At 38.8% G+C, this 25,815-nt stretch carries 23 protein-coding genes; 11 read left to right on the top strand and 12 right to left on the bottom strand.

Annotated elements, in window-relative coordinates; all coding sequences use genetic code 11:
• Together KO513_RS11845 and uxaC are read right to left on the bottom strand one after the other, a co-directional pair.
• Positions 1–981 (bottom strand): TRAP transporter substrate-binding protein, encoded by a 981-nt coding sequence (locus tag KO513_RS11845; protein ID WP_215913543.1) that lies wholly within the window; start codon positions 979–981, stop codon positions 1–3.
• Positions 982–993: 12 nt separating this feature from the next.
• On the bottom strand, positions 994–2,391 hold the full coding sequence (gene uxaC, locus KO513_RS11840) for a glucuronate isomerase (RefSeq protein WP_215913542.1): 1,398 nt from the start codon (positions 2,389–2,391) through the stop codon (positions 994–996).
• Between the two features lie 312 nt (positions 2,392–2,703).
• On the opposite strand from uxaC, the gene KO513_RS11835 reads away from it, so the two are divergent.
• Complete coding sequence (locus KO513_RS11835) at positions 2,704–3,414, top strand: SDR family oxidoreductase (protein ID WP_215913541.1); 711 nt, start codon at positions 2,704–2,706, stop codon at positions 3,412–3,414.
• Between the two features lie 20 nt (positions 3,415–3,434).
• Here the strand turns inward: KO513_RS11835 and KO513_RS11830 are convergent, their stop codons facing one another.
• The 4 genes from KO513_RS11830 to KO513_RS11815 all read right to left on the bottom strand — a co-directional run bounded on the left by KO513_RS11830 (position 3,435) and on the right by KO513_RS11815 (position 12,028).
• Positions 3,435–6,188: a PD-(D/E)XK nuclease family protein gene (locus tag KO513_RS11830; RefSeq protein WP_215913540.1), complete on the bottom strand. Its 2,754-nt coding sequence runs from the start codon at positions 6,186–6,188 to the stop codon at positions 3,435–3,437.
• A gap of 62 nt (positions 6,189–6,250) precedes the next feature.
• Complete coding sequence (locus KO513_RS11825) at positions 6,251–7,609, bottom strand: OmpA family protein (RefSeq protein ID WP_215437037.1); 1,359 nt, start codon at positions 7,607–7,609, stop codon at positions 6,251–6,253.
• 113 nt (positions 7,610–7,722) lie between these two features.
• Positions 7,723–8,916, bottom strand: a complete 1,194-nt coding sequence (gene kbl / locus KO513_RS11820; RefSeq protein WP_215913539.1) for a glycine C-acetyltransferase — start codon at positions 8,914–8,916, stop codon at positions 7,723–7,725.
• A 4-nt stretch (positions 8,917–8,920) separates the two neighbouring features.
• A complete protein-coding gene (locus KO513_RS11815) occupies positions 8,921–12,028 on the bottom strand; it encodes a UvrD-helicase domain-containing protein (RefSeq protein ID WP_215913538.1) in 3,108 nt (1,035 codons plus the stop codon).
• Between the two features lie 119 nt (positions 12,029–12,147).
• On the opposite strand from KO513_RS11815, the gene KO513_RS11810 reads away from it, so the two are divergent.
• Positions 12,148–12,756 carry a superoxide dismutase gene (locus KO513_RS11810; protein WP_215437030.1) on the top strand — a complete coding sequence of 203 codons (609 nt, stop codon included), beginning with the start codon at positions 12,148–12,150 and terminating at the stop codon, positions 12,754–12,756.
• Between the two features lie 959 nt (positions 12,757–13,715).
• Here the strand turns inward: KO513_RS11810 and KO513_RS11805 are convergent.
• From KO513_RS11805 to purN, 4 genes are all read right to left on the bottom strand, one after another.
• Positions 13,716–15,614 (bottom strand): amidophosphoribosyltransferase, encoded by a 1,899-nt coding sequence (locus tag KO513_RS11805; RefSeq protein WP_215913537.1) that lies wholly within the window; start codon positions 15,612–15,614, stop codon positions 13,716–13,718.
• Positions 15,615–15,659: 45 nt separating this feature from the next.
• The gene (locus KO513_RS11800) at positions 15,660–16,586 is read right to left on the bottom strand and encodes a PfkB family carbohydrate kinase (RefSeq protein ID WP_215437025.1); all 927 of its coding nucleotides are present in this window, start codon (positions 16,584–16,586) and stop codon (positions 15,660–15,662) included.
• A 202-nt stretch (positions 16,587–16,788) separates the two neighbouring features.
• Positions 16,789–17,424, bottom strand: a complete 636-nt coding sequence (locus KO513_RS11795) for a ribonuclease H1 domain-containing protein (RefSeq protein WP_215913536.1) — start codon at positions 17,422–17,424, stop codon at positions 16,789–16,791.
• Positions 17,424–17,993: a phosphoribosylglycinamide formyltransferase gene (gene purN / locus KO513_RS11790; RefSeq protein ID WP_215913535.1), complete on the bottom strand. Its 570-nt coding sequence runs from the start codon at positions 17,991–17,993 to the stop codon at positions 17,424–17,426. Before purN ends, KO513_RS11795 begins: the two co-directional genes overlap by 1 nt.
• Positions 17,994–18,152: 159 nt before the next feature.
• Between purN and KO513_RS11785 the strand changes: the two genes are divergently transcribed.
• The 5 genes from KO513_RS11785 (at position 18,153) to pyk (ending at position 22,511) form a co-directional block, all read left to right on the top strand.
• Positions 18,153–18,386, top strand: coding sequence for an acyl carrier protein (locus KO513_RS11785; protein ID WP_008269813.1), 234 nt, complete (start codon positions 18,153–18,155; stop codon positions 18,384–18,386).
• Positions 18,387–18,498: 112 nt separating this feature from the next.
• A complete protein-coding gene (fabF, locus tag KO513_RS11780; protein WP_215913534.1) occupies positions 18,499–19,752 on the top strand; it encodes a beta-ketoacyl-ACP synthase II in 1,254 nt (417 codons plus the stop codon).
• 6 nt (positions 19,753–19,758) lie between these two features.
• Positions 19,759–20,496 (top strand): ribonuclease III, encoded by a 738-nt coding sequence (rnc, locus tag KO513_RS11775; protein WP_215913533.1) that lies wholly within the window; start codon positions 19,759–19,761, stop codon positions 20,494–20,496.
• Between the two features lie 110 nt (positions 20,497–20,606).
• Positions 20,607–21,071, top strand: coding sequence for an IPExxxVDY family protein (locus KO513_RS11770; RefSeq protein WP_215437014.1), 465 nt, complete (start codon positions 20,607–20,609; stop codon positions 21,069–21,071).
• A gap of 3 nt (positions 21,072–21,074) precedes the next feature.
• The gene (gene pyk / locus KO513_RS11765; protein ID WP_215913532.1) at positions 21,075–22,511 is read left to right on the top strand and encodes a pyruvate kinase; all 1,437 of its coding nucleotides are present in this window, start codon (positions 21,075–21,077) and stop codon (positions 22,509–22,511) included.
• A 28-nt stretch (positions 22,512–22,539) separates the two neighbouring features.
• On the opposite strand, the gene KO513_RS11760 is transcribed toward pyk, so the two are convergent.
• Positions 22,540–23,049 carry a PAS domain-containing protein gene (locus KO513_RS11760; protein ID WP_215913531.1) on the bottom strand — a complete coding sequence of 170 codons (510 nt, stop codon included), beginning with the start codon at positions 23,047–23,049 and terminating at the stop codon, positions 22,540–22,542.
• Between the two features lie 176 nt (positions 23,050–23,225).
• Between KO513_RS11760 and KO513_RS11755 the strand changes: the two genes are divergently transcribed.
• From KO513_RS11755 to KO513_RS11740, 4 genes are all read left to right on the top strand, one after another.
• On the top strand, positions 23,226–24,074 hold the full coding sequence (locus KO513_RS11755; protein WP_215913530.1) for a helix-turn-helix domain-containing protein: 849 nt from the start codon (positions 23,226–23,228) through the stop codon (positions 24,072–24,074).
• Positions 24,075–24,166: 92 nt separating this feature from the next.
• Complete coding sequence (locus KO513_RS11750; protein ID WP_215913529.1) at positions 24,167–24,319, top strand: hypothetical protein; 153 nt, start codon at positions 24,167–24,169, stop codon at positions 24,317–24,319.
• Positions 24,320–24,398: 79 nt separating this feature from the next.
• Complete coding sequence (locus tag KO513_RS11745; protein ID WP_215437001.1) at positions 24,399–24,947, top strand: carboxymuconolactone decarboxylase family protein; 549 nt, start codon at positions 24,399–24,401, stop codon at positions 24,945–24,947.
• Between the two features lie 105 nt (positions 24,948–25,052).
• Positions 25,053–25,439 carry a cupredoxin domain-containing protein gene (locus KO513_RS11740; RefSeq protein ID WP_215913528.1) on the top strand — a complete coding sequence of 129 codons (387 nt, stop codon included), beginning with the start codon at positions 25,053–25,055 and terminating at the stop codon, positions 25,437–25,439.
• 87 nt (positions 25,440–25,526) lie between these two features.
• On the opposite strand, the gene KO513_RS11735 is transcribed toward KO513_RS11740, so the two are convergent.
• Complete coding sequence (locus tag KO513_RS11735; protein ID WP_215913527.1) at positions 25,527–25,688, bottom strand: hypothetical protein; 162 nt, start codon at positions 25,686–25,688, stop codon at positions 25,527–25,529.
• Positions 25,689–25,815: the final 127 nt, after the last annotated feature.

Raw genomic sequence — 25,815 nt, 5'->3', positions numbered from 1 at the left:
TTATTTGGTTGCTTGTATTTCTTGAATCAATTTATAAATGACCTCGTCATCCTTGTATTTGTTGAACGAGTCTTTTATTTTTTCCGAAAAGAGTGTTTTGTCCGGTCTTATGATTTCCACACCTGCTTTTTCAACTTCGGCCAGTGCTTCATCTTCGGATTCTGCCCATAATTTACGCTGGTAACCAATAGAACCATCAACCGCTTTCTTTAACCAACCTTGCTCTTCTTCTGATAGGCTATCCCACAAATGTGTGCCTGCCAAGAGTACATCCGGCAATACGGTGTGTTCGTCCAAGGTGTAAAATTTGCAAACTTCATAATGTCTGGACAAGTAGAAACTAGGTGGGTTGTTCTCTGCCCCATCTACAACTCCCTGTTGTAATGCCGTGTACAGTTCTCCCCAAGAAATAGGAGTAGGCGAACCTCCAAGGTCCTTAACCATATCCATGGCCGTGACACTCTCCATTACCCTAATCTTTAATCCCTCTAGGTCATCCGGATTGTTAACAGGTCTATCTTTAGTGTAAAAACTACGGCTTCCCGCATCATAATACCCTAGCCCTTTAAGCCAATATTTTTCGCCATCGTTCAACAATTCCTGACCAATGGGACCGTCAAGTACATCAAAGGAATGTTGTCTATCCCTGAAAAGGAAGGGCAGACCTAGCACTTTCATTTTAGGCGCAAAGTTTTCCAAAGTTCCAACAGACACCTTGGTCATATCCAGACTTCCTATTTGCAACAGTTCCAAACATTGACGTTCGGTACCCAATTGTTGATTGGGATAGATTTCCAACAACATCTTACCTCCAGAAATTTCTTTTAGGTCTTCGCCCATTTTAACCATGGCCTTATGTACGGAGTGGTTTACATCCAAGCCATGTGCCAAGCGAATGGTACGGTTGCCACCAAGGTCCCCACAACCACTGACCATGAGTATTCCAAGACAGAAAAAAACAAATTTTAGATTTAATTTCATAGGATAACCAAATTAGAGATCAAAGTACTCTTTAGCGTTATTGTAGCAGATATTTTGCACCATTTCACCTATCCATTCCATATCGTTAGGCAATTCTCCTTTTGCCATTTCGTTACCGAAAAGATTGCAAAGTATACGACGGAAATACTCATGTCTAGGAAAAGAAAGGAAACTTCTTGAATCTGTTAGCATACCTACAAAACAGCTTATGAGCCCCATGTTGGAAAGGGTATTGATCTGGTCGATCATACCGTCTTTTTGGTCTAAAAACCACCATCCAGAACCCCATTGGACTTTTCCTTTTACACTACCATCATTAAAATTACCTGCCATAGTTGCCATTAAGGCATTATCGCGCGGATTGAGATTATACAATATGGTTTTGGTAAGTTTATCTTTACTGTCTAGCGTATCAAGAAATTTAGATAAGCTTTCGGCCTGTGTATAGTCGCCAATGGAATCCCAACCCGTATCCGGGCCAAGTTCAGATAACATTCTTGTATTGTTATTACGCAATGCACCCAAATGAAACTGTTGTACCCAACCAAATTCATGATAGGTTTCCGATAGGTATAATAAGATGGCACTCTGAAATTTTACGGCCTCTTTAGGGCTTATTTCCGCACCTTCCCTTCTTTTCTTGAATATTATTTTTACTTCGGCCTCCGTAAAGTCCTCTGCATATAGGTGAGATAATCCGTGGTCGCACACGAAACAGCCGTTGGAATTAAAAAATTCGATACGTTTCCGCAATGCATCGCATAACTCATCATACGTAGTAATATCAGACTCCGAAGCCTTCTCTAAACTATCTATGTATTCGTTATAGGTTTCGCTTTCAATTAAAATAGCCTTATCAGGTCTAAATGCGGTACTTACCTTAGTCGTAAAGTCGCTTTTTGCCAATTGTTGGTGATACTCCAAAGTATCAGTAGGATCCTCTGTGGTACAGAGTGTAGTTACATTCATCTTGCTGATTAATCCCCTAGAAGTAAATTCTGAAGATTGTAGCATTTCTGTGGTAGCATCATAAACTGCAGAAGCATTTTTTCCGCTTAAAGTATCCGTAATACCAAAATATCTTGAAAGTTCAAGATGTGTCCAATGGTATAAAGGGTTTCTCATGGTATGCGGAACAGCTTCGGCCCATTTCATGAACTTTTCCTTATCGGAAGCATTTCCGGTAATGTATTTTTCATTTATACCAAGAGTTCTCATCGCCCTCCATTTATAATGGTCGCCGTTGATCCATGCACTGGTTATATTCCCAAAAACCCGATTTTCCGCTAAATCTTTTGGCGGGAGGTGGTTATGGTAATCTATGATAGGCATTTGAGCCGCATACTCATGATAGAGCGACTGTGCCTGCTTACTTTCCAGTAAGAAATTATCATCTAAAAATTTGCTCACTTTATATCGTTTTTTCTGGCTTATACTAATTCCTATAGACAAGAACCTATTTTCCGTTGTTGGTAAAAACAACCTTAAACCCCTAAAATAGGTTTCTATTCTGGCATAGACAAGAAAAATTATAGAATCAACACTCAACCGCTAAAGTCAATGCAAATATTAACAATTTAGCTTGTTAAAATTGCATAAATAGTATCATCTGAATGATTTTACCCCCATTTTAGAACGGATAACTTCTTATTTAAGAAAAGAATAACGCTCCCAAATTTTTTTGATCTTTTAAGAGAATTACTTTTATAAAAAAATAACAAAATGGACCTAAAGAATAAAGTAGTTTATATAACAGGAGGCTCAAAAGGGATAGGTTACGGTGTTGCCGTAAAACTATTGGAGGCAGGAGCTAAAGTAGCCATAAGCGGGCGAACATTAAGCACTGTACAAGAAGCCGCAAAACAGCTTAATGCCCAAGACCGGGTGCTGGCTTTGGCCTCAGATGTTTCTAAAATAAGTGACGAGAAAGCGGCCGTTAAAAAGATATTGGACCAATGGGGGCAGTTAGACGTAGTTTTGGCCAATGCGGGGGTAGGATATTTTGCGCCTGTAGACGAACTTGAGGACGATGCTTGGCACAAGATGATAGACACTAATCTAAGTGGTGTTTTTCATACGCTAAAAGCTTCGGTTGAGGCTTTAAAGAAATCAAAAGGGTACTACATAACCTTGGCCAGTTTAGCGGGCACCAATTTCTTTGCATCGGGTACGGGTTACAATGCCACCAAATTTGGTGTAGTTGGATTTACCCAAGCGGCCATGTTGGATTTACGAAAGTATGATATAAAAGTATCTACCATTATGCCCGGTTCTGTGGCCACGGAATTTGCAGGTAACGAGCTCGATGAAAAAGATGCCTGGAAAATACAGCCCGAAGATATTGGAGAACTTGTTCTGGATTTATTAAAAATGAACCCTCGTACCTTACCAAGCAAAATTGAGGTAAGACCTACTAGGCCGGACAAAAAATAAAGTTTCCATGAGTTAGGAGGCTATACTTCCTTCTCCGTAAAGGGGACTTGAATGTTACAAATTTCAGTGATTAGGGCGGTTAGCTCTGTATAAAATAGGGAAAGGGTTTCTTTCCCTATTTTTGTTTCTTTTTTTGCGCCGTTGCCCGCTTTATCCTTTGTGGCAAACTTTAACACACCGGAACTTAGTTTTTTAAACGATATGATTCCTGCTTCCATAAGCCCCTCAGGGTGTTCCGAAGCGTACATTGTAGCGTAGCAAAGCAGTTGAAAAGCTTTACTGAATTTATAGTCTGAAGTTATGGATACACCGTCTACAATTTCCAATTGACCTCGATCAACACTTCCCGTTTTATAATCAATGATTCTTAGGACCCCATCTACTTCATCTATTCTATCTAACTTCCCTTTTAAATTTACCGGAAAACTCACTTCCGGAATATCCAATGAAATTTTTAGATTGGCCTCTAACCCTACTATTTTTATTTGATGCTTTTTGACATCTGCAATTTCTAGGTTGATGAAATTTTCTATGTACCGTAATACCACATTAAAGGCTATCAGGTTTTTTCCTCTTGAAATATCGCCGTCCAAATAGGTCTTGGCAAAATGCTTTTTTACCAATTCCGCAACTCTGGTTTTTGCTTGGACCAATATTTCCTCGCTTAGTATTTTTCCAATAAAAGGGGTATAAAGCTCTTCTAGGGTATCATGTACTATAGTCCCAAAAGTATTGGCAGCAATAGTTTCCTCAACCTCAAGTACATCATCTATTCCTAATAAATTTCTTTTATAAAAATCGATAGGGTTACGAACATAGTTACTTAAAGACGTTGGTGAAAACCCTTTTAGCGCATGGGCCTTGATAAGTTCAATTAAACCATTGTCCTTTTCAATAGATTCTAAAGTGTGGTGTTTAGGTGAAATGGAGGGCGATGCTACACTTTCATTAATCATAGCGCCTCTGTTCTCATCCGTTAGCAGCTGGTTTATAAGCCTACTACGCTCACCACCTTCCAAAACATCTGGTTCTGTATTATAAAGTATGTAGATATTTTTTGCGCGTTGCAATAGCCTATAAAAGTGATAAGTATAAACCGCATCTTTCTCCTTAAATGTAGGCAACCCCAACTGCACTTTTAAATCGAACGGAATAAAAGAATTATTAGATTTTCCGGAAGGAAGAATACCTTCATTAACCGATGTAATAATTACTGTCTCAAAATCTAGATTGCGGCTTTCCAACATCCCCATAACCTGAAGCCCCTCCAACGGTTCACCTTGAAAATCCAAGGTCTCGGAAGACAATAATTCGCGATAGAGGCCCAACAAAGATTTTAGGTCTGTAATAAAATCATACTTCCCTACCAGCTCTGATAACTGGTTGAACAAATTAAAGTATCTATATAAATATTCTAAGGACAACGCATCTTTAGAATCATGTAATTTGTCCTTAAGCCCAGCTATTATCTGTAAGCAATGTTCTAGAATTTCCTTTGGTGTAGGGGTATGTTCATGAAAAAGTAACCTGGAGGCAACGGCAACACTACCCTCTGCCTGTTTAATATGCTCCGTAGTAATATAGACCCAATTCTTATTTTTTATGACCTCCTCAAGAGATTGTTCATTTCCCCGATTATCGCCTCCTAAAAGTACGTGTACGTAGGGGTGCGCCAAAAACGCTAGTATATTCTGATAGAACCATCCTTGATCATTTCTGTTTATATATAGATTCAAAAATTGATCGAACAAACTGGCCAAAGGAATCTTGTTCAAAGGATACCCCATGGTAACGTTCACATTCTCGATACACTCGGGTATGGAGTTCAGAATGGGGTTCAACAATGATTCATCTCCCAATACTACAGCGGTTCGTTTTAAATCTACAGCCTTTTCCGCATGAATACGCTCAAGTAAATACGCGGTATATTTGGCCTGTGAAACGTTTTTTGGTACACCTACCACATTGATCTGCTTATCCCCTAAATAGTGGGAACTAACTCCTTTAAGGGCATTTTCTTTAAGGTAAGGCCAAGTTTTTAGATGTTGTCTTAGAAAGAATCCCGCATCATGAACAGGGTCATTTAGAAAGTACGAATCAATATCCCAATATATATCGGATGGGGCATGATCAAGAATATGTTGAATAATTTTGGTCTCCGCAGTGTTCAACGCATTGAAGCCGATGAAAACGAAAAATTTCTCTTGATTATCCTTTAAATATGCATCCAGTTCCGAATGGGCCTTACGGTATACCAAACCCTGATGCCCTAAACCTATGCTGAGTAATGCATTGTTGAAGCTGTCGTACAAAGATTCTAGATTATTCCAAAAACGGAGGTAATCCTCCATCATTTTGGTTTTCTCCTTTTGAAGCGACCAATGGGTTACTTCTTGGATAGCCGCTAGATTGGAAAATAGCTTTTTGGCATCAACCAAATACCGGTCTATCTCATTAAAATCCTGTAAAAGAGTTTGTGCCCAGTTAGAAAAACTATAGAAACTATCCTTCTCTTGTGAAGTTTCCTTTAGGTACGTATTGTATAAAATGAACAGCTGTTGCGTGTTACTGGCATAGGAAAGACCCGAAATCTTTTCAATAAAAGTTTCTATACTATAAATCTCAGGTGCAAAAAAAGTGCTGTTAGCAGATTTTGCTATGGCATTTTTAAGGAAAGTACCTGCACGCTTGCTTGGAAGCACAAAAACAATATGCTCGTGCGAACTGTGTTTTTCCCAAACCTCTTTGACTACTTCTTCTAGAAAACTCTGCATAGCCAAAAATAAAAAAAGCCCTGACAAATGTCAGGGCTTTTAAACTTATTTAGTGAGGAGAATTACTTTACTAAGTTAATCTCAACTCTTCTGTTTTCTTTTCTACCACTTCTTGTGTTGTTAGAAGCGATTGGTTTGTCTTCACCGTAACCGATAGCAGACAATCTGAACTCTTCAATACCCTTATCTACTAAGAACTCTTTTACAGAAAGTGCTCTTGACTCAGAAAGGCTTTGGTTCAATTTCTGGCTACCAACGCTATCTGTGTGACCTTCTACTGTAAATTTAGCAGTTGGGTACTCTTTTAAGATAGTGATGATGTCAACCATTACAGAAGTAGACTCAGCTTTGATAGAAGACTTACCTGTATCGAACAAGATAGTTCTAGCGTAGTCATTCAATTGCTTCTGTACTTCTTCAGTAACTTCAGGACAACCAGCGTTAGCTACAGTACCTGCAACATCTGGACATTTATCATCTTTGTCCAATACACCGTCACCATCAGTATCAGGCCATGGGCAACCTTTGTTCTCAGCAGGACCTGCTTCGTTAGGACACTCATCGTCACCATCGGCAACACCGTCACCGTCAGCATCAGGACAACCAGCTAAGTTAGCCAATCCAGCTTCGTTAGGACATTTATCATCTTTATCAGCAACACCGTCACCGTCAGCATCAGGACAACCGTTCATTTCTTTAGAACCAGCTTCGTTAGGACAAGCATCTTTGCTGTCTTCGATTCCGTCACCGTCTGCATCAGGACAACCATTGAAAGCTTCTAGACCAGCAACTTCTGGACAAGCATCATCTTTGTCATATACACCGTCACCGTCAGTATCAGTACCACCAAACTTAACAGAGATACCTGCTAAATGTTGCCAGTGCTTACGACCGTAATCTTCAAAAGCGTGCTTGTAAGTAGTCTGTACAGTAAGACCGATGTTTTCAGTAAACCAGAAGTTTACACCAACACCACCGTTAACAGTACCAGCACCAATTTCATCAACCCAAGTGTAACCACCACCTATTTCTACGAACGGGTCAACAACTTTTTGATCAAGGAAGTTATATTTGATAGTACCATCTAAAGCGTAGTGCGAAAGATCGTCAACTCCTATATCTCCTAATTTACTGATTTTGTTCAAAGATCCTCTAACGCCTACAGAAAGACCGTCACCTACAGATCTAGACACACCAACATAAGAAATAGAAGGAAGAATATTCCAGTGATCAGAAGCGTTGAAAAGCTCATTACCGAAAGAACTAGTCTGAGTCGGGAAATTGTCATCGCTTGTCGGATACACATCTATGGCATTTACTCCGAACTGTACTTGCCATGGATTATTCTCGTCTTGCGCTTGTATGTTATTGATGCCTACAATAAGGACAGCAACAACCAATAATTTGCTAAGATGTTTCATGTTAAAATTTTTAAGTTTAAGTGTTTATTAGCTGCAAATGTAAGTTGTTAAATATTATTAACAAAATCAATTTCTTATTTTTTTTAACGCATTTAATACCGTAAATAATGCATTTAAACGATTTTTAAGTCCTTCCCAACCTCTATAAAAGCCCCTATTGCGCGGTCTAAATGCCTGATTTCATGGGCAGCAGATAATTGAACACGTATTCTTGCCTTCCCTTTAGGAACTACAGGGTAGAAAAACCCTATGACATAAATTCCTTTTTCCAACAAACGGCTCGCCATTTCCTGCGCTAATTTAGCGTCATACAACATTACAGGTACAATGGCAGATTCTCCGTCTATTATATCAAATCCAGCATCTATCATTCCCTTTTTAAAGTAGGTGGCATTTGCCTGTACCTTATCACGCAAAGAGGTATCGTTTTCCAAAAGTTCAAATACCTTAATAGATGCCCCAACTATAGCTGGCGCCAAGGAATTGGAGAATAGGTAAGGCCTTGAACGTTGGCGCAAAATTTCAATAATTTCCTTTTTACCTGTGGTATACCCTCCCATGGCGCCTCCAAGAGCTTTGCCCAAAGTACCTGTAATGATATCTATCCGGCCCATTACATCCTTTTCCTCTAACGTACCTTTTCCCGTAGGACCTATAAACCCGGTGGCATGACACTCATCTATCATGACCATGGCATCATACTTTTCGGCCAAATCACAAATCTTATCCAAAGGTGCAACAAGCCCATCCATAGAGAAGACACCATCCGTAACAATGATTTTAAAACGGGCATCATCTGCATTGGCCTGTTTTAGTTGTTTTTCCAAATCCTGCATATCACTATTCACATAGCGGTAGCGCTTCGCCTTACATAATCTAACCCCATCAATAATAGAAGCATGATTAAGCGAATCAGATATTATGGCATCTTCGGCAGTTAACAAAGGTTCAAAAACTCCACCATTGGCATCAAAGGCAGCAGCATATAATATGGTATCTTCCGTACCGTAGAAATCGGCTATTTTCTTTTCAAGCTCTTTATGAATGTCTTGGGTACCACAAATAAAACGTACGGATGACATCCCAAATCCGTGACTGTCCAAAGTATCCTTTGCCGCTTGTATTACTTCCGGGTGAGATGATAGCCCCAAATAATTATTGGCACAGAAGTTAATGACTTCTTCTCCTGTTGAAATTTTAATTTCAGCCCCTTGCGGCGATGTAATTATCCTTTCGCTTTTATAAAGGCCTTCTTCCTTTATACTTGCAAGTTCTTTTTCTAAATGTTGCTTTATTTTTCCGTACATACAGTTATATGAATTCTGGTGTTACTTCTTCGTTAATGTAAACAATGATTTTATTCTCTACAACATAGCCCATATCCGTTAGGGCATCGGCATAGGAATAGAGCTGTTCTTTGTATTTGGGATTTGTCTTTCCCGTTTTATAATCTATAAGTGTTGCTTTCTTATCTTTTAACACTACTCTATCCGGACGCAAAATCTGACCTTTGGCGGTTATAATATCCTTTTCATTTTTAAAAGTGTAGCCATCCTTATAATAAGAGTTAAGTTTAGGGTGCTTAACCACATGTTGCAGTCTGCTTCTGACCTCATCTAATTCCTGGTTTTCTATTTCCCCTTGTTGTACCGCTTTCTGCAGTGCAGGTTCAATATTGTCTTCCGTATTTATAAAACCTAATATATAATGTATAAGATTTCCCTTTGAAAGGGCCGCCTCCCTTTCCGTATCCCACAGGAGTCCCGAACGGGTCAATATTTTAAAACTAGACCGGTCCTTATGCGTATAACTATAATCTATTTTCTGTTGCTCCTTTGTTTGGTGAACAGTAGGGGCATCCTCCAACACTCCAAAATTATATACCAGTTCATCATCAGACCATAACCCCTTACCTTTTAGATACTCAATGAACAGGCCGGAATAATAATCGGTTTTATGCTGTCCTTTTGAAAGGTCTTTTTCCGTTATTACATAAAGTGCTTTCTCTGCCCGTGTTAATGCCACATATAATAGGTTAAGGGCATCCAATTCCATTTTATGTTCTTCTTCGAAATAAATCTGCGCAGCCTCGGCCCCATAATTCTCAACTTCTTTTTTTTCAGTGACCAGAATTTCTTCAAACCCATCAAAAGCATCGGCATTAAGCGGAAGCCATATTTTTTTATCCATCCGTTTGTAAATATGCTCATTGGCAAACGGAAAAATAACAATAGGGAATTCCAGTCCTTTTGATTTATGCACGGTCATTATACGCACGGCATCAATATTGTCGGGTGCCGAAATACTAAGCTTGCCCTTCTTCTTTTCCCAGAGATTCAAAAAGGCCTGAATTCCTGTACCTTCCTTCTGCTCGGTATCAAGAACAAAATCCATAAAAAACGTAATATAAGCATCAGAACCCTCCACCAAGTGGCATTGGCGAATTACCCTCTCCAAGCCATCATAGACCGACAGTTGTTTGAGCTCATTAACATCAAGATTGTATTCGTTTAAAAAAAGTTGGTCTACCCTTTTAAGATTTTCATATATATATTGATGTCTGTTATTTTTACTTTCGGATAGAAAAGACAACAGGTCATAAGCTATTTGCAAATTTCCCGGATTACCTATATAGGCAATAAGATTGGCCAAAAAACGTACTTTATCACTACTGCTCAACAAAAGACTCTCCGAAGATATAGTAGGGATATTCTGCTGTGTGAGGAAATCTGCTAACATTACGCCTTGCCGGTTCCCTCGCACCAAAATACAGATGTCTTCGTAGCCGTATTTTTTATCGATCACCTCAGCTATCGTGTTGAGAACCTCCTCGCAATACTGCTCGTCCTTGCTCTTGTCATCTACCTTTTCAATAAAAGCAAGCTGTACGGTGCCGCCTTTTTTGGAGTTATAGCCTTGTTGATTACCATCTACGAACATGGTATTGTACATAGCATCGTTCAAAAACGGACTGGTAGCCGTAAAAAAGTCGTTATTGAACTTAATGACCTCATCATAGCTACGCCAGTTGGTTGGCAGGGATTCTGTTTGCGCGGGAATTGCAAACGGACTCACCGTCTTGTTCACCAAATCCAAGAACTGCTCTGCCCTACCGCCACGCCAACGATATATTGCCTGTTTGGCATCGCCCACCAAGAATAAAGACCCTTTATTACCCTGAAGGTCCTCTCCCTCTAAGGCATGACCAATAAGAGGTATAAGATTGTTCCATTGTAATGTAGAGGTATCCTGAAATTCATCTACAAAATAGTGTTGGTACTTTTCACCCAAACGCTCATAAATAAAGGGCGCAGGTTGATTTTTTATTTCTTTGGATATAATGGTGTTGAATTCTGCTATTGAAAGTTGGTCCCGCTCGTTCTGTAAGCTTTTGACCTCTCTCTGTATAGCGTTCAAAACTGTTAGGGGAACTAGATTTGAATATGCATTTTTCAAAAACGCTAGTTCGTAAAAAGTGTGCTTTATCTTATTAAAAATCTCGGAAAATTGGGGATGTAGCTCATCTAGGGTAGCCTTGGTAGCCTCAGCGGTAGATTTGTTATAAAGTATGGTATCATCAAAATTTTGCTTCCATCCGGCGTTAAAGTCGATTGCCAAATCTCCCGTTGAAATTTTTTCCATGAATTTTGGAAAGTACCCTCTTGTAAAATCGGAAAACTCAAGTCCGTTTTGTTCTATCAATTGCAAGGCCAAGGCTGCAAAACCAACAAGACTTTCTTGGGTAGCCTTAATCCTGGTCCTCAAGGTTGTTTTCAAGCCAACAAAATCCTCAATGTTCTTGTCCCTCAAGTTTTGGAGATGCTCGGCATGGTTCTCCCTAAAAAGAAGCTTACCAATATTACCTAGGTCATACGCTATATCCCAACTTTTATCATCATCTATTTTTTCTAGGGCAAATTCCAGCAAAACCTGAGTTAGCTGTTTATCCGTTCCAGCCTTATGCACCAATTTTGCTACGGCCTCGTCCAATAATAGGTCCGTATCTAATACAACCTCAAAATTCTGTGGTAGTTTTAGATCCTTGGCAAAGGTTCGTATTAACCTATGGGTAAACTTATCAATGGTAGAAATATCAAAAAAAGCATAGTTGTGCAGGATTTCCTTTAAGGTGCGTTGGGCTCGTTTTCTAAGTGTATCTGCATCTATGCCCAACTCGCGCATTAAATCAATAAAAAGAGGAGGCGCCCCAACCTCATCAGTTACCTGCCCAAATTTGAACAAACTCTCCAAAATACGCTGCTTCATTTCATTTACCGCCTTATTGGTAAATGTGATAGCTAGAATTTTACCAAAACGATTGCCAGAGGAAAGAACAATTTTAAGGTATTCTTTGGTTAACGTATGTGTCTTTCCAGAGCCTGCCGAGGCATTATATATTTTGAAAGTGCTGTGTTGCAAGTGCTTTTTTATGCAAATTACTAATTCTAAAAAGGTTCTTAACAAATTATTTAGTGAATTTCTATGTTAAAAACTGTAAATTTGATTTCACTAAATTTTAATCTAAAAACACATATAAAATGGCTTTTGAACTACCAAAATTACCTTATGCATATGATGCATTAGAACCACATATTGACGCTAGAACAATGGAAATTCACCATACAAAACACCACAATGGTTATACTACCAAATTAAATGGTGCTATTGAAGGAACTGCATTGGAAGGCAAGTCTATTGAAGATATCTTAGAAAACCTAGACATGTCTAACGGTGCCGTTAGAAATAATGGCGGCGGTTTTTACAACCACTCTCTTTTCTGGGAAATTATGTCTCCTAACGGTGGCGGAAAACCTTCAGGAGAACTTGCTGACGCTATTGACAGTGCTTTTGGTTCTTTTGACGCTTTTAAAGAAAAGTTTAGCGGAGCTGCAGGAACCCGTTTTGGTTCTGGCTGGGCTTGGCTTTGTGTACAAAAAGGCGGAAAAGTAGAAGTATGTTCTACTCCAAACCAAGATAACCCTTTAATGCCGGATACCGGTTGTAGCGGTTTTCCTATTTTAGGTCTAGATGTTTGGGAGCATGCATACTACTTAAACTACCAAAATAAAAGACCTGATTACATCAACGCTTTTTTCAACGTTATTAATTGGGACAAAGTAGCTGAACTATATGCTGCCAACAAATAAGAAACACAGCATACTTTAATAGAATTTATATTTACAAAAAACCCATCCTGATTTGTTTCAGGATGGGTTTTTTCTTGTGGTTTAAAAATAGAAAAGGGCGGAGAAGTCTCCACCCTTTTCGTCCCAAATCTTACCATAAACTTAACCTACTTATGCTATGGCGATACTAAAATACTGGTATTGTGGGAAATAAAAAAGAAATATTTAGGGTTTTTTTTTACCTCAATTGCTCATAAAAACGCCTGAACACACCATAAAGGCTAGTGTTTACAAGGGTTTAGACAATAAAAAAGGCGGAGCGAAGCTCCACCTTTTTTCCCCAAATCTTACCATGAACTTAACCTACTTATGCTATGGTTCTCCAAATGTAGTGCTACATGGCTCCTAAAAAAAAGGTTTTGGACTAACGATCAAAACTCTAGTTGAAATGCAAAATCAACACAAATACTACCTTTTAAAATTTTTAGCGGAATTGGAAAACTTATAACCCTATTTTGAAGAAATCCTTTATGATGAAAAGAGGAAAGTGTAGAAAATAAAAAGGCGGAGTTAGACTCCGCCTTTTTCCCCAAATCTTACCATGAACTTAACCTACTTATGCTATGGTCCTCCAAAGATACAATCGCATTAAGCCCTACAAAAACATCTTTGTCCAAGCGTATAAAAATCGGTTAAAGGGATGAAACTTTAAAAAGGGAGACCATTAAGGTCTAAACAAATTAAAAATTGATATTGTATTGGAGCGTACAACTGAAGAAAAGTAGCCCCATAAACTTGTAGAAAATAAAAAGGTGGAGTAAACTCCACCTTTTTGCCCCAAATCTTACCATGAACTTAACCTACTTATGCTATGGCAAGTTCAAATGTAATCTGACCTCCGTCCAAGCGGTTAAAAAAACGCCAAGTAGCGGATATTATCGATGAAATACATTATTTGTGCATTTCACCGATAAAGCCAATTAGTATGCACGTTCGTTCTTGCCTTCGTAAAAATTGATAAAGGCTTTATTTACTACTCGGTTACCACCCGGGGTAGGATAGTCTCCGGTAAAATACCAGTCACCTAAATTCTTAGGACACGCTTCGTGAAGCGCCTCCACACTTTGATAAATAATCTCTACCTCGGCCTTAATCTCTTCCGGACTAAGCAGCTCCCCAATTTTTGCGGATATTTCCTCTGGAGTAAAAGGTGCGTAAAATTCTTTAACGTAATTCACTACATCCTTATCCTTGCTACTTACCTGCTCTAAACATTTATCATAAATATCATCAACAACGTTCATTGTTAAACGTTCTTCATGTAAGGCCAATGCCGCTCTAAAAGCAATAAAATCTTCTAATTTGGCCATATCAATACCGTAGCAATCCGGATACCTAATTTGTGGTGCAGATGATACAACTATTATCTTTTTAGGCGATAAACGGTCCAATATCCTAAGGATACTCTTTTTTAATGTTGTTCCCCTAACGATACTGTCATCAATAATTACCAGATTATCTCCCTTCTTTACAGAACCATAGGATATGTCGTAAACATGTGTAACCAAATCATCGCGGCTACTGTCTTGCGTAATAAAGGTACGCAGCTTTGCATCTTTAATGGCTACTTTTTCGATTCTTGGACGTACCTCTAAAATTTCATGAAGCTCCTCACTAGTAATCTTTGAGCCAATAGAAAGTATTTGCTCCTCTTTTCTCTTATTCAAATAGTTTTGTGCCTCCCTAACCATTCCAAAAAAGGAAGTTTCCGCAGTGTTAGGTATGTATGAGAAAACCGTGTTCTTAATATCATAATCTATTGACTCGAGAATTTGTGGAAAAACCAATCTTCCCAACATCTTTCGTTCTTGATAGATTTCTTTATCACTTCCCCTTGAAAAATAAATACGTTCAAACGAACATGCCTTTCTTTCCGTAGGCTCTAAAATTTGATTGATTGACGATGAGCCATCCTTTTTAATGATAATTGCACTACCAGGATCAAGTTCTTTGACCTCTTCGTAAGGCACATTAAATACCGTTTGTATAGCAGGCCGCTCAGAAGCAACTACCACAACCTCATCATCTTGATAATAATACGTAGGCCTAATACCTGCTGGATCCCTAAGAACAAAGGCATCTCCATGCCCCAAAAGACCGGCCATGGCATAACCACCATCCCAATTTTTGGCAGCTCTTTTTAGTATCTTATGAACCTTAAGACGTTCCGCTATGATAGGTGAAGCTTCCTGCTTGGTATATCCTTCCTTTTTTATTTGCTTGTAGAGTTTGGCAACGGCATCATCTAAAAAATGACCTATTTTCTCCATTACGGTTACCGTATCCGCCATTTCCTTTGGGTGCTGTCCGATCTGAATTAAATTATCGAACAGCTCATGTACATTGGTCATGTTAAAGTTACCCGCAACAATAATATTACGGTGCATCCAGTTGTTCTGCCTCAAGAAAGGATGTACACTCTCTATACTGTTTTTCCCAAAAGTACCGTAGCGCACGTGACCCAATAGCACTTCTCCTATATAAGGTATGTTCTTTTTCTGAGCCACAACATCATCTACATATTCCGGGTGCTCTTGTAACGTGGTATTAATGCGATCGTTTATTTGCGCAAAGATATCTTGTATAGGTTGTTGAGCAATAGACCGCACCCTGCTCATGTAACGTTCCCCTGGAGCTGTATCTAACTTGATACTTGCAAAGCCCGCACCATCTTGACCACGGTTGTGCTGCTTTTCCATCATTAGATACATCTTGTTTACCCCGTAAAAGGCCGTACCGTACTTCTCTTTGTAATACTCCAACGGTTTAAGCAACCGTATTACCGAAATACCACATTCATGTTTAATCGCGTCACTCATTATAAATCTACGTATTAAAAAAGCCCCTAATATAGGGGCGTGTCATTATTTTAATTCTATGTCAAACTGTGTCAAGGCCTTAAATTGATGCAGCCTTTTAGTAACCTCTTCCCTTTTTAAATCTTGCATACGCTCCGTCCCAAATCGTTCTACACAAAACGATGCTAAATTAGAGCCGTGGATAACGGCATTTTTCATATTGTTGAACGAAAGGTCGTTAGTGGCCGCCAAATATCCTGAAAAACCTCCTGCAAAGGTATCTCCCGCACCTGTTGGATCAAACACCTCTTCCAGAGGTAAAGCCGGAGCAAAGAAAATTTTCTCCTCATGAAACAAGAGCGCTCCATGTTCTCCTTTTTTGATCACCAAGTACTTTGGGCCCATTTGCTGAATAGCTTTTGCAGCCTTTACCAAAGAGTATTCATTGGTCAACTGTCTTGCTTCTTCATCATTTATGGTAAGTACATCTATATGTTTAATGACCTCCATTAACTCTGGCAACGCATTGTCCATCCAAAAATTCATAGTATCCAATACTATCAACTTTGGTCGTTTTTCCATTTGGTTGATTACGCTTAGCTGAACACTAGGGTGCAGATTACCCAACATAACTACATCAGCATCTTTAAACCCTTCGGATACTACAGGGTTAAAATCGGCCAAGGTATTCAATTCCGTTGCTAAAGTATCTCTAGAGTTAAGATCGTTGTGGTACTTTCCTTTCCAATAAAAGGTTTTTCCGCCTTTTACAATTTCCAAAGCACTAAGATCTATCTGCTTATTTGTTAGAATATCTAAATATTCTTGCGGAAGGTCTTCTCCCACAATAGATACGATTCCTGATTCTACATTATACTGGGAAGCCGCCAAACCAATGAAAGTTGCTGCACCACCCAAAATCTTATCGGTTTTCCCGAAAGGAGTTTCAATTTCGTCAAAGGCAACAGTGCCCACGATTAGAAGTTTGCCCATGCAATTTTAAGTTTAAGCTGCAAATATACGCTTTTGTAACGCTATTACGTGCAAATATACCCTTACAAAAAAGCTTGCGAATATTACCTTTCCAATTTTTGCACACCTCATTATAAGCCAGTTTTCTGAGATGCAATGCATTGTCTATAAAGAAATAGATTATAATTTTTTGTCCAAATACTTTGTGGCCCTGTACTTAATGCTACTTGCGGCCAAAATCCGCAGGAATCTCTCCCCACACCTTAGTTTCCCATTTAACGATCGGGGTGCTGTACGAATTGTTTTTTAACCACTCTAAAGCTCTCCTGATCAAATCAAAAACTTCTTTGTTCTTGGGTGTTTCCTGTAGTTTAGTATTGCACGTTTTTTTTCGCACCCAACTCATAGCCGTACGGGAATCTGTATAAATAATCCTATTACTCTTATTGTTCTTTAAAAAAGCCAACCCGTGTACTATGGCCAAAAACTCTCCTATATTATTAGTGCCTTGTTGAAAGGGCCCTTGCCTAAAAAGTTTTTTGCCCGTTTTTGTATCTACTCCTTGGTACTCCATAATTCCTGGATTACCGCTTGAGGCCGCATCTACGGAAATGGAATTGTAGTTAGGCGTTCCATACCTTTGTATAAGTTCAGGCGTTAATACTGGCTTCCCCTTTTTCTTTCCCTTAAAATCCTCATAATTACCGTTAAAGGCTTTTTTGGCCTTATCAAACGTTTCAAAAGATTTGTACTGAGCTCCTTTAAAACCTGTAATTGCAGCTTTACAAGCTGCCCAAGAATCATAAATTCCAGGTTTTTTCCCTTTCCAGACCGTATAGAACTTTCCTTTTTTAGCCATTATTCTACTTCTAATAGTTGCGCTATAACCTTTGGGAAATATTCGTATTCGAGCTCGTGTACTTTTCCGGCTATACTCTCCGCAGTATCATCTGCAGAAACTGACGTTTTTGCCTGCTTAATTACAGCTCCCTCATCATAATTTTCATTTACATAATGAATAGTGATACCGGTTTCCGTCTCATTATTGGCCCTAACGGCTTCATGTACATGATTACCGTACATACCTTTGCCACCGTATTTTGGCAATAACGCTGGGTGAATATTTACAATTTTATCAGGAAAATTCTCAACCAAGTTCTGGGGTACTTTCCAAAGAAAACCCGCTAACACAATAAGATCCGGTTTAAACGATTTTATAATATTCAGCACGCATTCCGTTTCATAAAAAGCAGTCCTGTTAAAATATAACCCGTTAATTTTAAGTCTATTACACCTGTCTAAAACTTTTGCCCCAGTTTTATTGGTCAATACGGCACTAATGTTCACTTCAGGATTATCTTGAAAATACTTAACAATGTTTTCAACATTAGATCCAGAGCCGGAAGCGAATAATACAAGGTTTTTCATGCAGCAGATAAGGTTACAAGTAGCAAAATATTTAGGTCAAAAATACCGCTCTTATCCTGAAATTTTATAAATTACAAGACATTTTAACGACAAATAGTGGATTTAGTCCAAAGTTTTTTATTTTTGCAACCAATTTAATTTTTTAAAAACAATATTATTATGTCAGACATTGCATCAAGAGTAAAAGCTATCATCGTTGATAAATTAGGTGTGGATGAGAACGAAGTAGTAACGGAAGCTAGCTTTACTAACGACCTAGGGGCCGATTCTTTGGATACCGTGGAGTTGATCATGGAATTCGAGAAAGAATTTGATATTCAGATTCCCGACGATCAAGCTGAGAACATCGCAACAGTTGGCCAAGCCATTAGCTATATAGAAGAAGCGAAGTAATCTTTATGATTTCTTGAACGAGATTCAAAATTATCCATGTGGTAACCATTATCGCATGGATAATTTTTTTAATTTACGCTTGACTTACTAAGTAAACCAAAAATCAGGTTCAATGCAATTAAAGCGAGTTGTAGTTACTGGGTTGGGTGCGTTGACTCCCATAGGTAACAATATTGAGGAATATTGGGAAGGTCTTAAAAACGGAAAGAGCGGTTCTGCTCCCGTTACCTATTACGATACCGAAAAATTTAAGGTGAAATTTGCCTGCGAGCTTAAGAATTTTGACCCTCTAGAGCATTTTGACCGCAAAGAGGCCAGAAAACTAGATAGGTTTGCACAATATGCCTTGGTCTCTTCGGATGAGGCCATTATAGATTCCGGTCTTGACCTTAACGAAGTAGACAAGTTTCGTGTTGGGGTTATCTGGGGCGCCGGTATTGGTGGTCTGGAGACTTTTCAAAACGAAGTAATGAACTTTGCGGAAGGCGACGGAACCCCTAGGTTCAACCCATTTTTTATACCCAAAATGATTGCGGATATTGCTCCCGGGCATATTTCTATCAAGCACGGTTTTATGGGACCTAACTATACCACCGTTTCTGCATGTGCATCATCGGCCAACGCCATGATCGATGCCCTAAACTATATTCGTTTAGGCCATTGTGATGTTGTTGTTACTGGAGGTAGTGAAGCCGCAGTAACCATAGCAGGTATGGGTGGTTTTGGAGCTATGCACGCTTTATCCACTAGAAATGATAGCCCTGAAACGGCCTCTAGACCATTTGATGCTACCCGAGATGGGTTTGTTCTGGGTGAAGGTGCAGGTGCATTAATTCTAGAAGAGTACGAACACGCCAAAGCGCGTGGCGCAAAAATATATGCAGAAGTTGCCGGTGGAGGACTTTCTAGTGATGCCTACCACATGACCGCACCGCACCCGGACGGGATAGGAGTGGTACAGGTAATGAAAAACTGTTTAAGGGATGCTGGTCTAAAACCGGAAGATGTAGATACCATTAATACGCATGGTACGTCTACTCCCCTTGGAGATGTGGCAGAACTAAAGGCTATTAGTGAAGTCTTTGGCGACCATGCCCCTAACATCAATATTAATTCTACAAAATCAATGACCGGCCACTTACTGGGTGCTGCCGGGGCTATTGAGGCCATTGCTTCAATTTTAGCTATGCAACATAGTTTGGTTCCTCCAACTATAAACCATACTACCGTAGATGAGAATATAGATTCCAAACTAAACCTAACCCTTAACAAAGCCCAGAAGCGCGACGTAAACGTTGCCCTGAGCAACACCTTTGGGTTTGGTGGTCACAATGCCTGCGTAATTTTCAAAAAATTTAGCGAGTAATACAGTATGGGATTTCCTTCCAATATATTTAATTCCCATCCTAAAGAGGATGGGGATTTTTTTGGGGGAATGACTTCTATTTTGGGTTTTAAACCTAGAAAGCTGGTCATTTACAAAAAAGCTTTCATACACCGCTCCGCTAATGAAAAGGACAAGGACGGGAATCCTCTAAACTATGAACGCCTAGAGTTTTTAGGCGATTCCATGCTGGGAACAATAATCTCCAAGCACTTGTATGATCAAGTACCGGAAGGAGACGAAGGCTATCTTACCAAGATGCGCTCAAAAATTGTAAGCCGAAAACATCTAAACGAACTTGGCAAGGATTTAGGACTCATAGATTATGTAAAAAGTCGTATTCCAAAATCCCATTTTGGAGAAAACATACATGGCAATGTTTTTGAAGCCTTGGTAGGTGCCATCTATCTAGATCGTGGCTACAAGTATTGCGAAAAGTTCATTAACCAAAAGGTTATAGAGCCTTATGTAGACATAGAACAACTAGAAGGTAAGGTCATAAGCTACAAAAGTCTTGTAATTGAATGGTGCCAAAAACAAAAAAAAACGTTTGACTATGACGTTTATGATGATACAGGTAATGACGCGTTAAAGCATTTTGCGGTAAAACTTACTATTGCAGATACAGTAGTGGCAAAAGCAAGGGCCACTTCTAAAAAAAAGGCAGAGGAACGTGCTTCAAAACGGGCCTATTACGCATTACAGGATAAGATGGACAAGTCTTAAATTGTAATTTTATGTAACCAAAATGTTATAGTTTGTTCAAAAATAGTTTTAGCCTTATCTAATCTAGGCGTTGTACGGTATTAATATTATCTTTACCACTTTGTGCCCCTATGGTAGCAGTACATAAAATTACGAACGACTTTTACGAAGATACATTCGATTTAGTTGCGTTGCATAGTAGCCTTGAAGATTATGCCATAGCCTACGCTCTCAATCTTCATTTAAAATCGAGCTTTAAAAGGTCGCCCAAAGACCTTGACCTCACCGGTCATATTACAGTTCCCATTTTTGAATGGAAAGATGATATTAACGATAGGTACTGGACCTTATTCACAAATAACGGTCTAGCGGAGGACACAAATAGTAGAAAAGGGCTGTTTAAGGACGAACCCTCTTTCACAACATTTCACATGGTGCCCGAACACCGAGATGTAGACTATTTTTTAAAAATAGAACAAGATGGGTTTATTAATATGGAAAACCTTGTGAGAACACTGCAAAACATACCCAAAATTATAACGGCTTACGCCATAGAAACTGACAAACTCAAATCTAAGAACAATTTAATTTTTTGATCAATGCCAAGTAATAAAAAAACAAAAATTGTAGCCACCCTAGGGCCGGCCACAAGCAAAAAAGAAGTGCTGAAAGATATGATGGAGGCTGGTGTAGATGTCTTTCGCATCAACTTCTCACATGCAGACTACTCAGATGTTACAGAACGTGTAAAAATGATACGGGAACTCAATGAAGAAACCGGTCGTAATACCTCTATTCTTGCAGATTTGCAAGGCCCTAAGCTAAGGGTAGGGGTTATGGCTAGTGAAGTTGTAGTTGCCCCAGGTGATGAAATTACTTTTGTTACCGGCGAGCCTTTTGAAGGTACTGCCGAAAGGGTATATATGAACTATGCCGCTTTTCCACAGGATGTTAAGCCAGGTGAGCGTATCTTGCTTGATGATGGAAAATTAATGTTTGAAGTAGTTACTACGGATAAAAAATCCGAAGTAAAGACCAAAGTTATACAAGGTGGTCCGTTACGCTCCAAAAAAGGGGTTAACCTGCCTAACACCAACATCTCTTTACCTGCCCTAACAGAAAAGGATGTTAAAGATGCCATTTTTGCTATTTCTTTAAAAGTAGACTGGATCGCACTTTCCTTCGTTCGTTTTAGCCAAGATCTTATTGATTTACAAGCAATCATTAAGGAGCATGCCGATGAGAAAATTCCGATTATAGCTAAAATTGAAAAGCCTGAAGCCGTTGAAAACATAGATAAGATCGTTGCTTATTGTGATGGATTAATGGTTGCTCGTGGCGATTTAGGTGTTGAAGTGCCTGCACAGGAGGTTCCGTTAATTCAAAAGCAATTGGTGCTAAGGGCCAAAAGAGCTCGTATTCCAGTAATTATCGCCACACAAATGATGGAAACGATGATTACAAGCCTTACGCCTACACGTGCCGAGGTTAACGATGTGGCCAACTCCGTTATGGATGGGGCTGATGCTGTTATGCTTTCCGGTGAGACTTCCGTAGGTAATTACCCGGTTCAGGTTATTGAAAAAATGGCAAGTATTCTTCAAAGTGTAGAAGGTTCGGAGCTTATTCAAGTACCTCACGATCCACCGCATATCCGCACAAAAAGATATATTACCAAGTCCATTTGTTATCATGCCGCCATTATGGCCAACGAAATTAAGGCAAAAGCCATTTCTACGTTGACCAATAGTGGATATACTGCATTCCAGATTTCTGCATGGAGACCAAGTTCCCATATTTTAGTATTCACCTCTAACAAGCGTATTCTTACGCAGTTAAACCTTCTTTGGGGTGTTCGCGCTTTTTATTACGACAAATATGTCTCTACGGATGAAACTATTGAAGACGTAAATAAAATGGCATGTGATAAAGGCCTTTTGGAAACAGGCGATATGCTAATTAGTTTAGCCGCAATGCCCATGAAGGAAAAAGGTATGGTAAACACGCTACGTGTTACCGAAATAGAAAGTAAATAAATAGTAATGTATATTGAAAGAAGTGGTCTTAGGCCACTTCTTTTTCAAATGCAATAAAGTTGACGAGTTGACCTCTGTTGTTGAATATAGGCTCTGCTTTTATTTCACAATGGTACGTACTTCCGTCCTTTTTATAGTTTAGAACAACGGCCTCAAAAGGAACCTTTCTTTCGATGGCCGTTTTTATTTTGGCCAAAGCTTCTCTGCTAGTTTCCTTGCCTTGAAACAGTTTAGGTGTTTTTCCAATAACCTCTTCTGGTTTATAGCCCGTCATTAAAACTAGATTTTCCGTAGCATGCACTATAGTTAATTGGCTATTGGTTACAACCACAACCTCCTCGCCTAATGAGGACACCAAATCCGTTTTATCATATGCCCATCTATTCCGTTGGGCCAAGGCCTGTAAGTATCTCAGATCTTTTCCGCTTATACAAAGTTTCTGAAAATTAAGACTGTGCAGGTCCCAAGAAACCAATGGCACAGGACTAACATTTGTCTTGCTAAAAAATTTATCTGCCGCTTCATCGTACGCCTTCATACTCTTAATAGTTAAATTGACCACTATTTTGATTTCCTATGGTAATAGTACAAAAAGACTTTTTGCCTAACAAACAGTTAGACTCGTTTAACAACAAAGATTAACTTTCCAAGTGCCATTTGGGTAAGGTTATCACTACAAGAGAGACTAATTTTAAAACATCCAATCTGCTGCAGATGAAATTTGAATTCAATGATACGAAACTAGGCTCTCACTTAGGGTTTACGAATGATATTAAAAAATACCAGAATCAATTTTCAGTACAATCCGGAAACATTTACATGCTTTGGAACCGTAATAACTTGCCTCTAGAACTATACATAGATGGCATGCCTATTGAGCTATTACCGGATCAGCTAGTTACCACTACCTACCTGCAGCATGTTTCCTATGAAAAAACGGAATTGCCATTAACCGCTTTTCATTTCAACAGAGAATTCTATTGTATTAATGATCACGACCATGAAGTATCTTGTAACGGCATTCTATTTTTTGGAACCCAAGACCTCCCGATCATAACTATTCCTGTAGAACAAAAACGCAAGTTCGAGACTTTGTACGAGGTTTTTCAAGATGAATTCTCTACACCCGACGGTATACAGGGAGACATGCTTCAAATGCTGTTAAAACGACTTATAATTATCTGTACACGTCTGGCCAAGGAACAACTTATCGTAAAAAAGTTAAATAATGACCAGGTTGAAATTATAAGAAAGTTTAACGTATTGGTAGACACGCATTACAAAACCAAAAGAAAGGTTAGCGATTATGCAGAGCTTCTTTATAAAAGCCCAAAAACGCTTTCTAACCTGTTTTCCATTTACAACCAAAAATCACCACAGCAGATTATTTTAGATCGTTTGGCACTTGAAGCAAAACGATTGATAAATTTTACGGACAAGCAAAACCAGGAAATTGCATACGATCTAGGCTTTAATGATCCAGCACATTTCAGTAGGTTTTTTAAAAAAATGACCGGTACATCTCCCTCTCAATATAGAGAAATAGCCCCAATTTCTTCGTAAAGGGAAATTTCTACAAGCGGTCGGGCAATCGCTCCTAACAAACAGCCTCACTTACTTCGCATCTTTGCCTTGTAATTAAAAAACAACGCAAGATGAATTTAAAACATATATCCCTTTTTAACCTAATAGAGATTTTTTCTCATCCCAGAAAACAATTGCAAACTATAAATGCAAATGTGCATTGTGAGCAAAAACATCATCATGATTTTTATTGTGATGCCGAAAAACCGCATGTAGAACTTTAGAACAAAAACAAATTAATAATCGTCATAGAAACGGAGCACTAGATATATGCTTCATTAAACTGACAAAATATCTAAAATTATGAGCAATTTTAATGTACCCAAAAGAGAAGAAGTAAGCACAGGCAATCAAGCCATTTTTGATAATTTGGAAAAAGCTGTTGGCTTTGTACCCAATCTTTACGCTACGTATGCCTATTCTGAAAATGCGCTAGCTAATTATTTAGCCTTAAGCAACGCAAAAACATCTTTGAGCGCCAAACAAAAAGAGGTAGTGAACTTAGCAGTGAGCGAAGTTAACCAATGTACCTATTGCCTTTCTGCGCATACGGCTATTGGAAAAATGAATGGATTTAGCGATGCTGAAATTCTTGAGCTTAGAGCTGGGAAAGCATCTTTTGATGCTAAATTGGATGCCCTTGCCGGGTTTGCAAAAAACGTTACTGAAAACCGTGGAGCAGCCGATGAAGCTATAGTTGAGAGATTCCTTAACGCAGGATGGACTAAAGAGAACTTGGTAGATACTATTGTATTGGTAGGAGACAAAACCATTTCTAACTACTTACACAAGACCACAGATGTTCCTGTAGATTTTCCGGTTGCAGCATCATTACAATCTGTTGAAGCTTAACATAAATCTAGCGCAACCTTTATAGCGCTGGGCAATTAAAGTCCTTTTAAATTTAAATAAATATTAAAAACCCGTCTTTTCAAAAAAGACAAAATTCAAAAAATTATGAAAAATATTATCGCAGCATTAGCATTAGTTTTCACCGTGGCATTTTCAGCAAATGCACAGGACAAAATGAGCAAAAAAGTAAAAACAATTGCCTTGGAACAAACTCCGGGCGAGTTTACTAAAAAACAACTTACCGTAACACCGGGTACATATGTTTTTGAAATTGCCAACAATGGAGTTGGTCATGATGTTGGTTTTGTTCTAGTAAAAAAAGGAGAGGATATTAGCAAGCCTGAAAACCACATTCAGACTGCCTATGTAACAGAGGTGGTTGCTACTGGAAAAACACAGTCATCTAAACCTACGGTATTGGAAAAAGGGGAATATGTGTATTTTTGCCCAATGAACCCAACTGCTACTGACAATACTATTCTTGTTCAGTAACAACGGTAGACTATCTTTTAGAAATATGAGACCATAAAAAAAGGGAACCTATTAAGGTTCCCTTTTTGTTATTTGTAGTGCTCAGAACTATTTATTGTCCTCAAGTTTGATGACTTCAGTTCTAGCATCGTTGTTGTTCTCTTCCTCTAGCTCATCTGCAATATCTTCCAATTCAGATTTTACACTGCACGAAAAGGCAGTCATTGAAACAAAGGCCAGTAAAAATAATTTTGTAAATAAAGATTTCATAGGTTTAAGTTTTGGTTAATACTATCTGCATTCTAAAACTCAGATAGATAGATAATATTGTACCTCTTATCGAAAAGTTAAAATCTGTTAAAAAGAACCTTCTATTTTTGAGCGGCACAATTTTTGG

Source organism: Zobellia sp. B3R18 (assembly GCF_018860715.1).
GTDB classification, from domain to species: Bacteria; Bacteroidota; Bacteroidia; order Flavobacteriales; family Flavobacteriaceae; genus Zobellia; species Zobellia russellii.
This window is presented reverse-complemented; position numbering and strand designations above follow the sequence as displayed.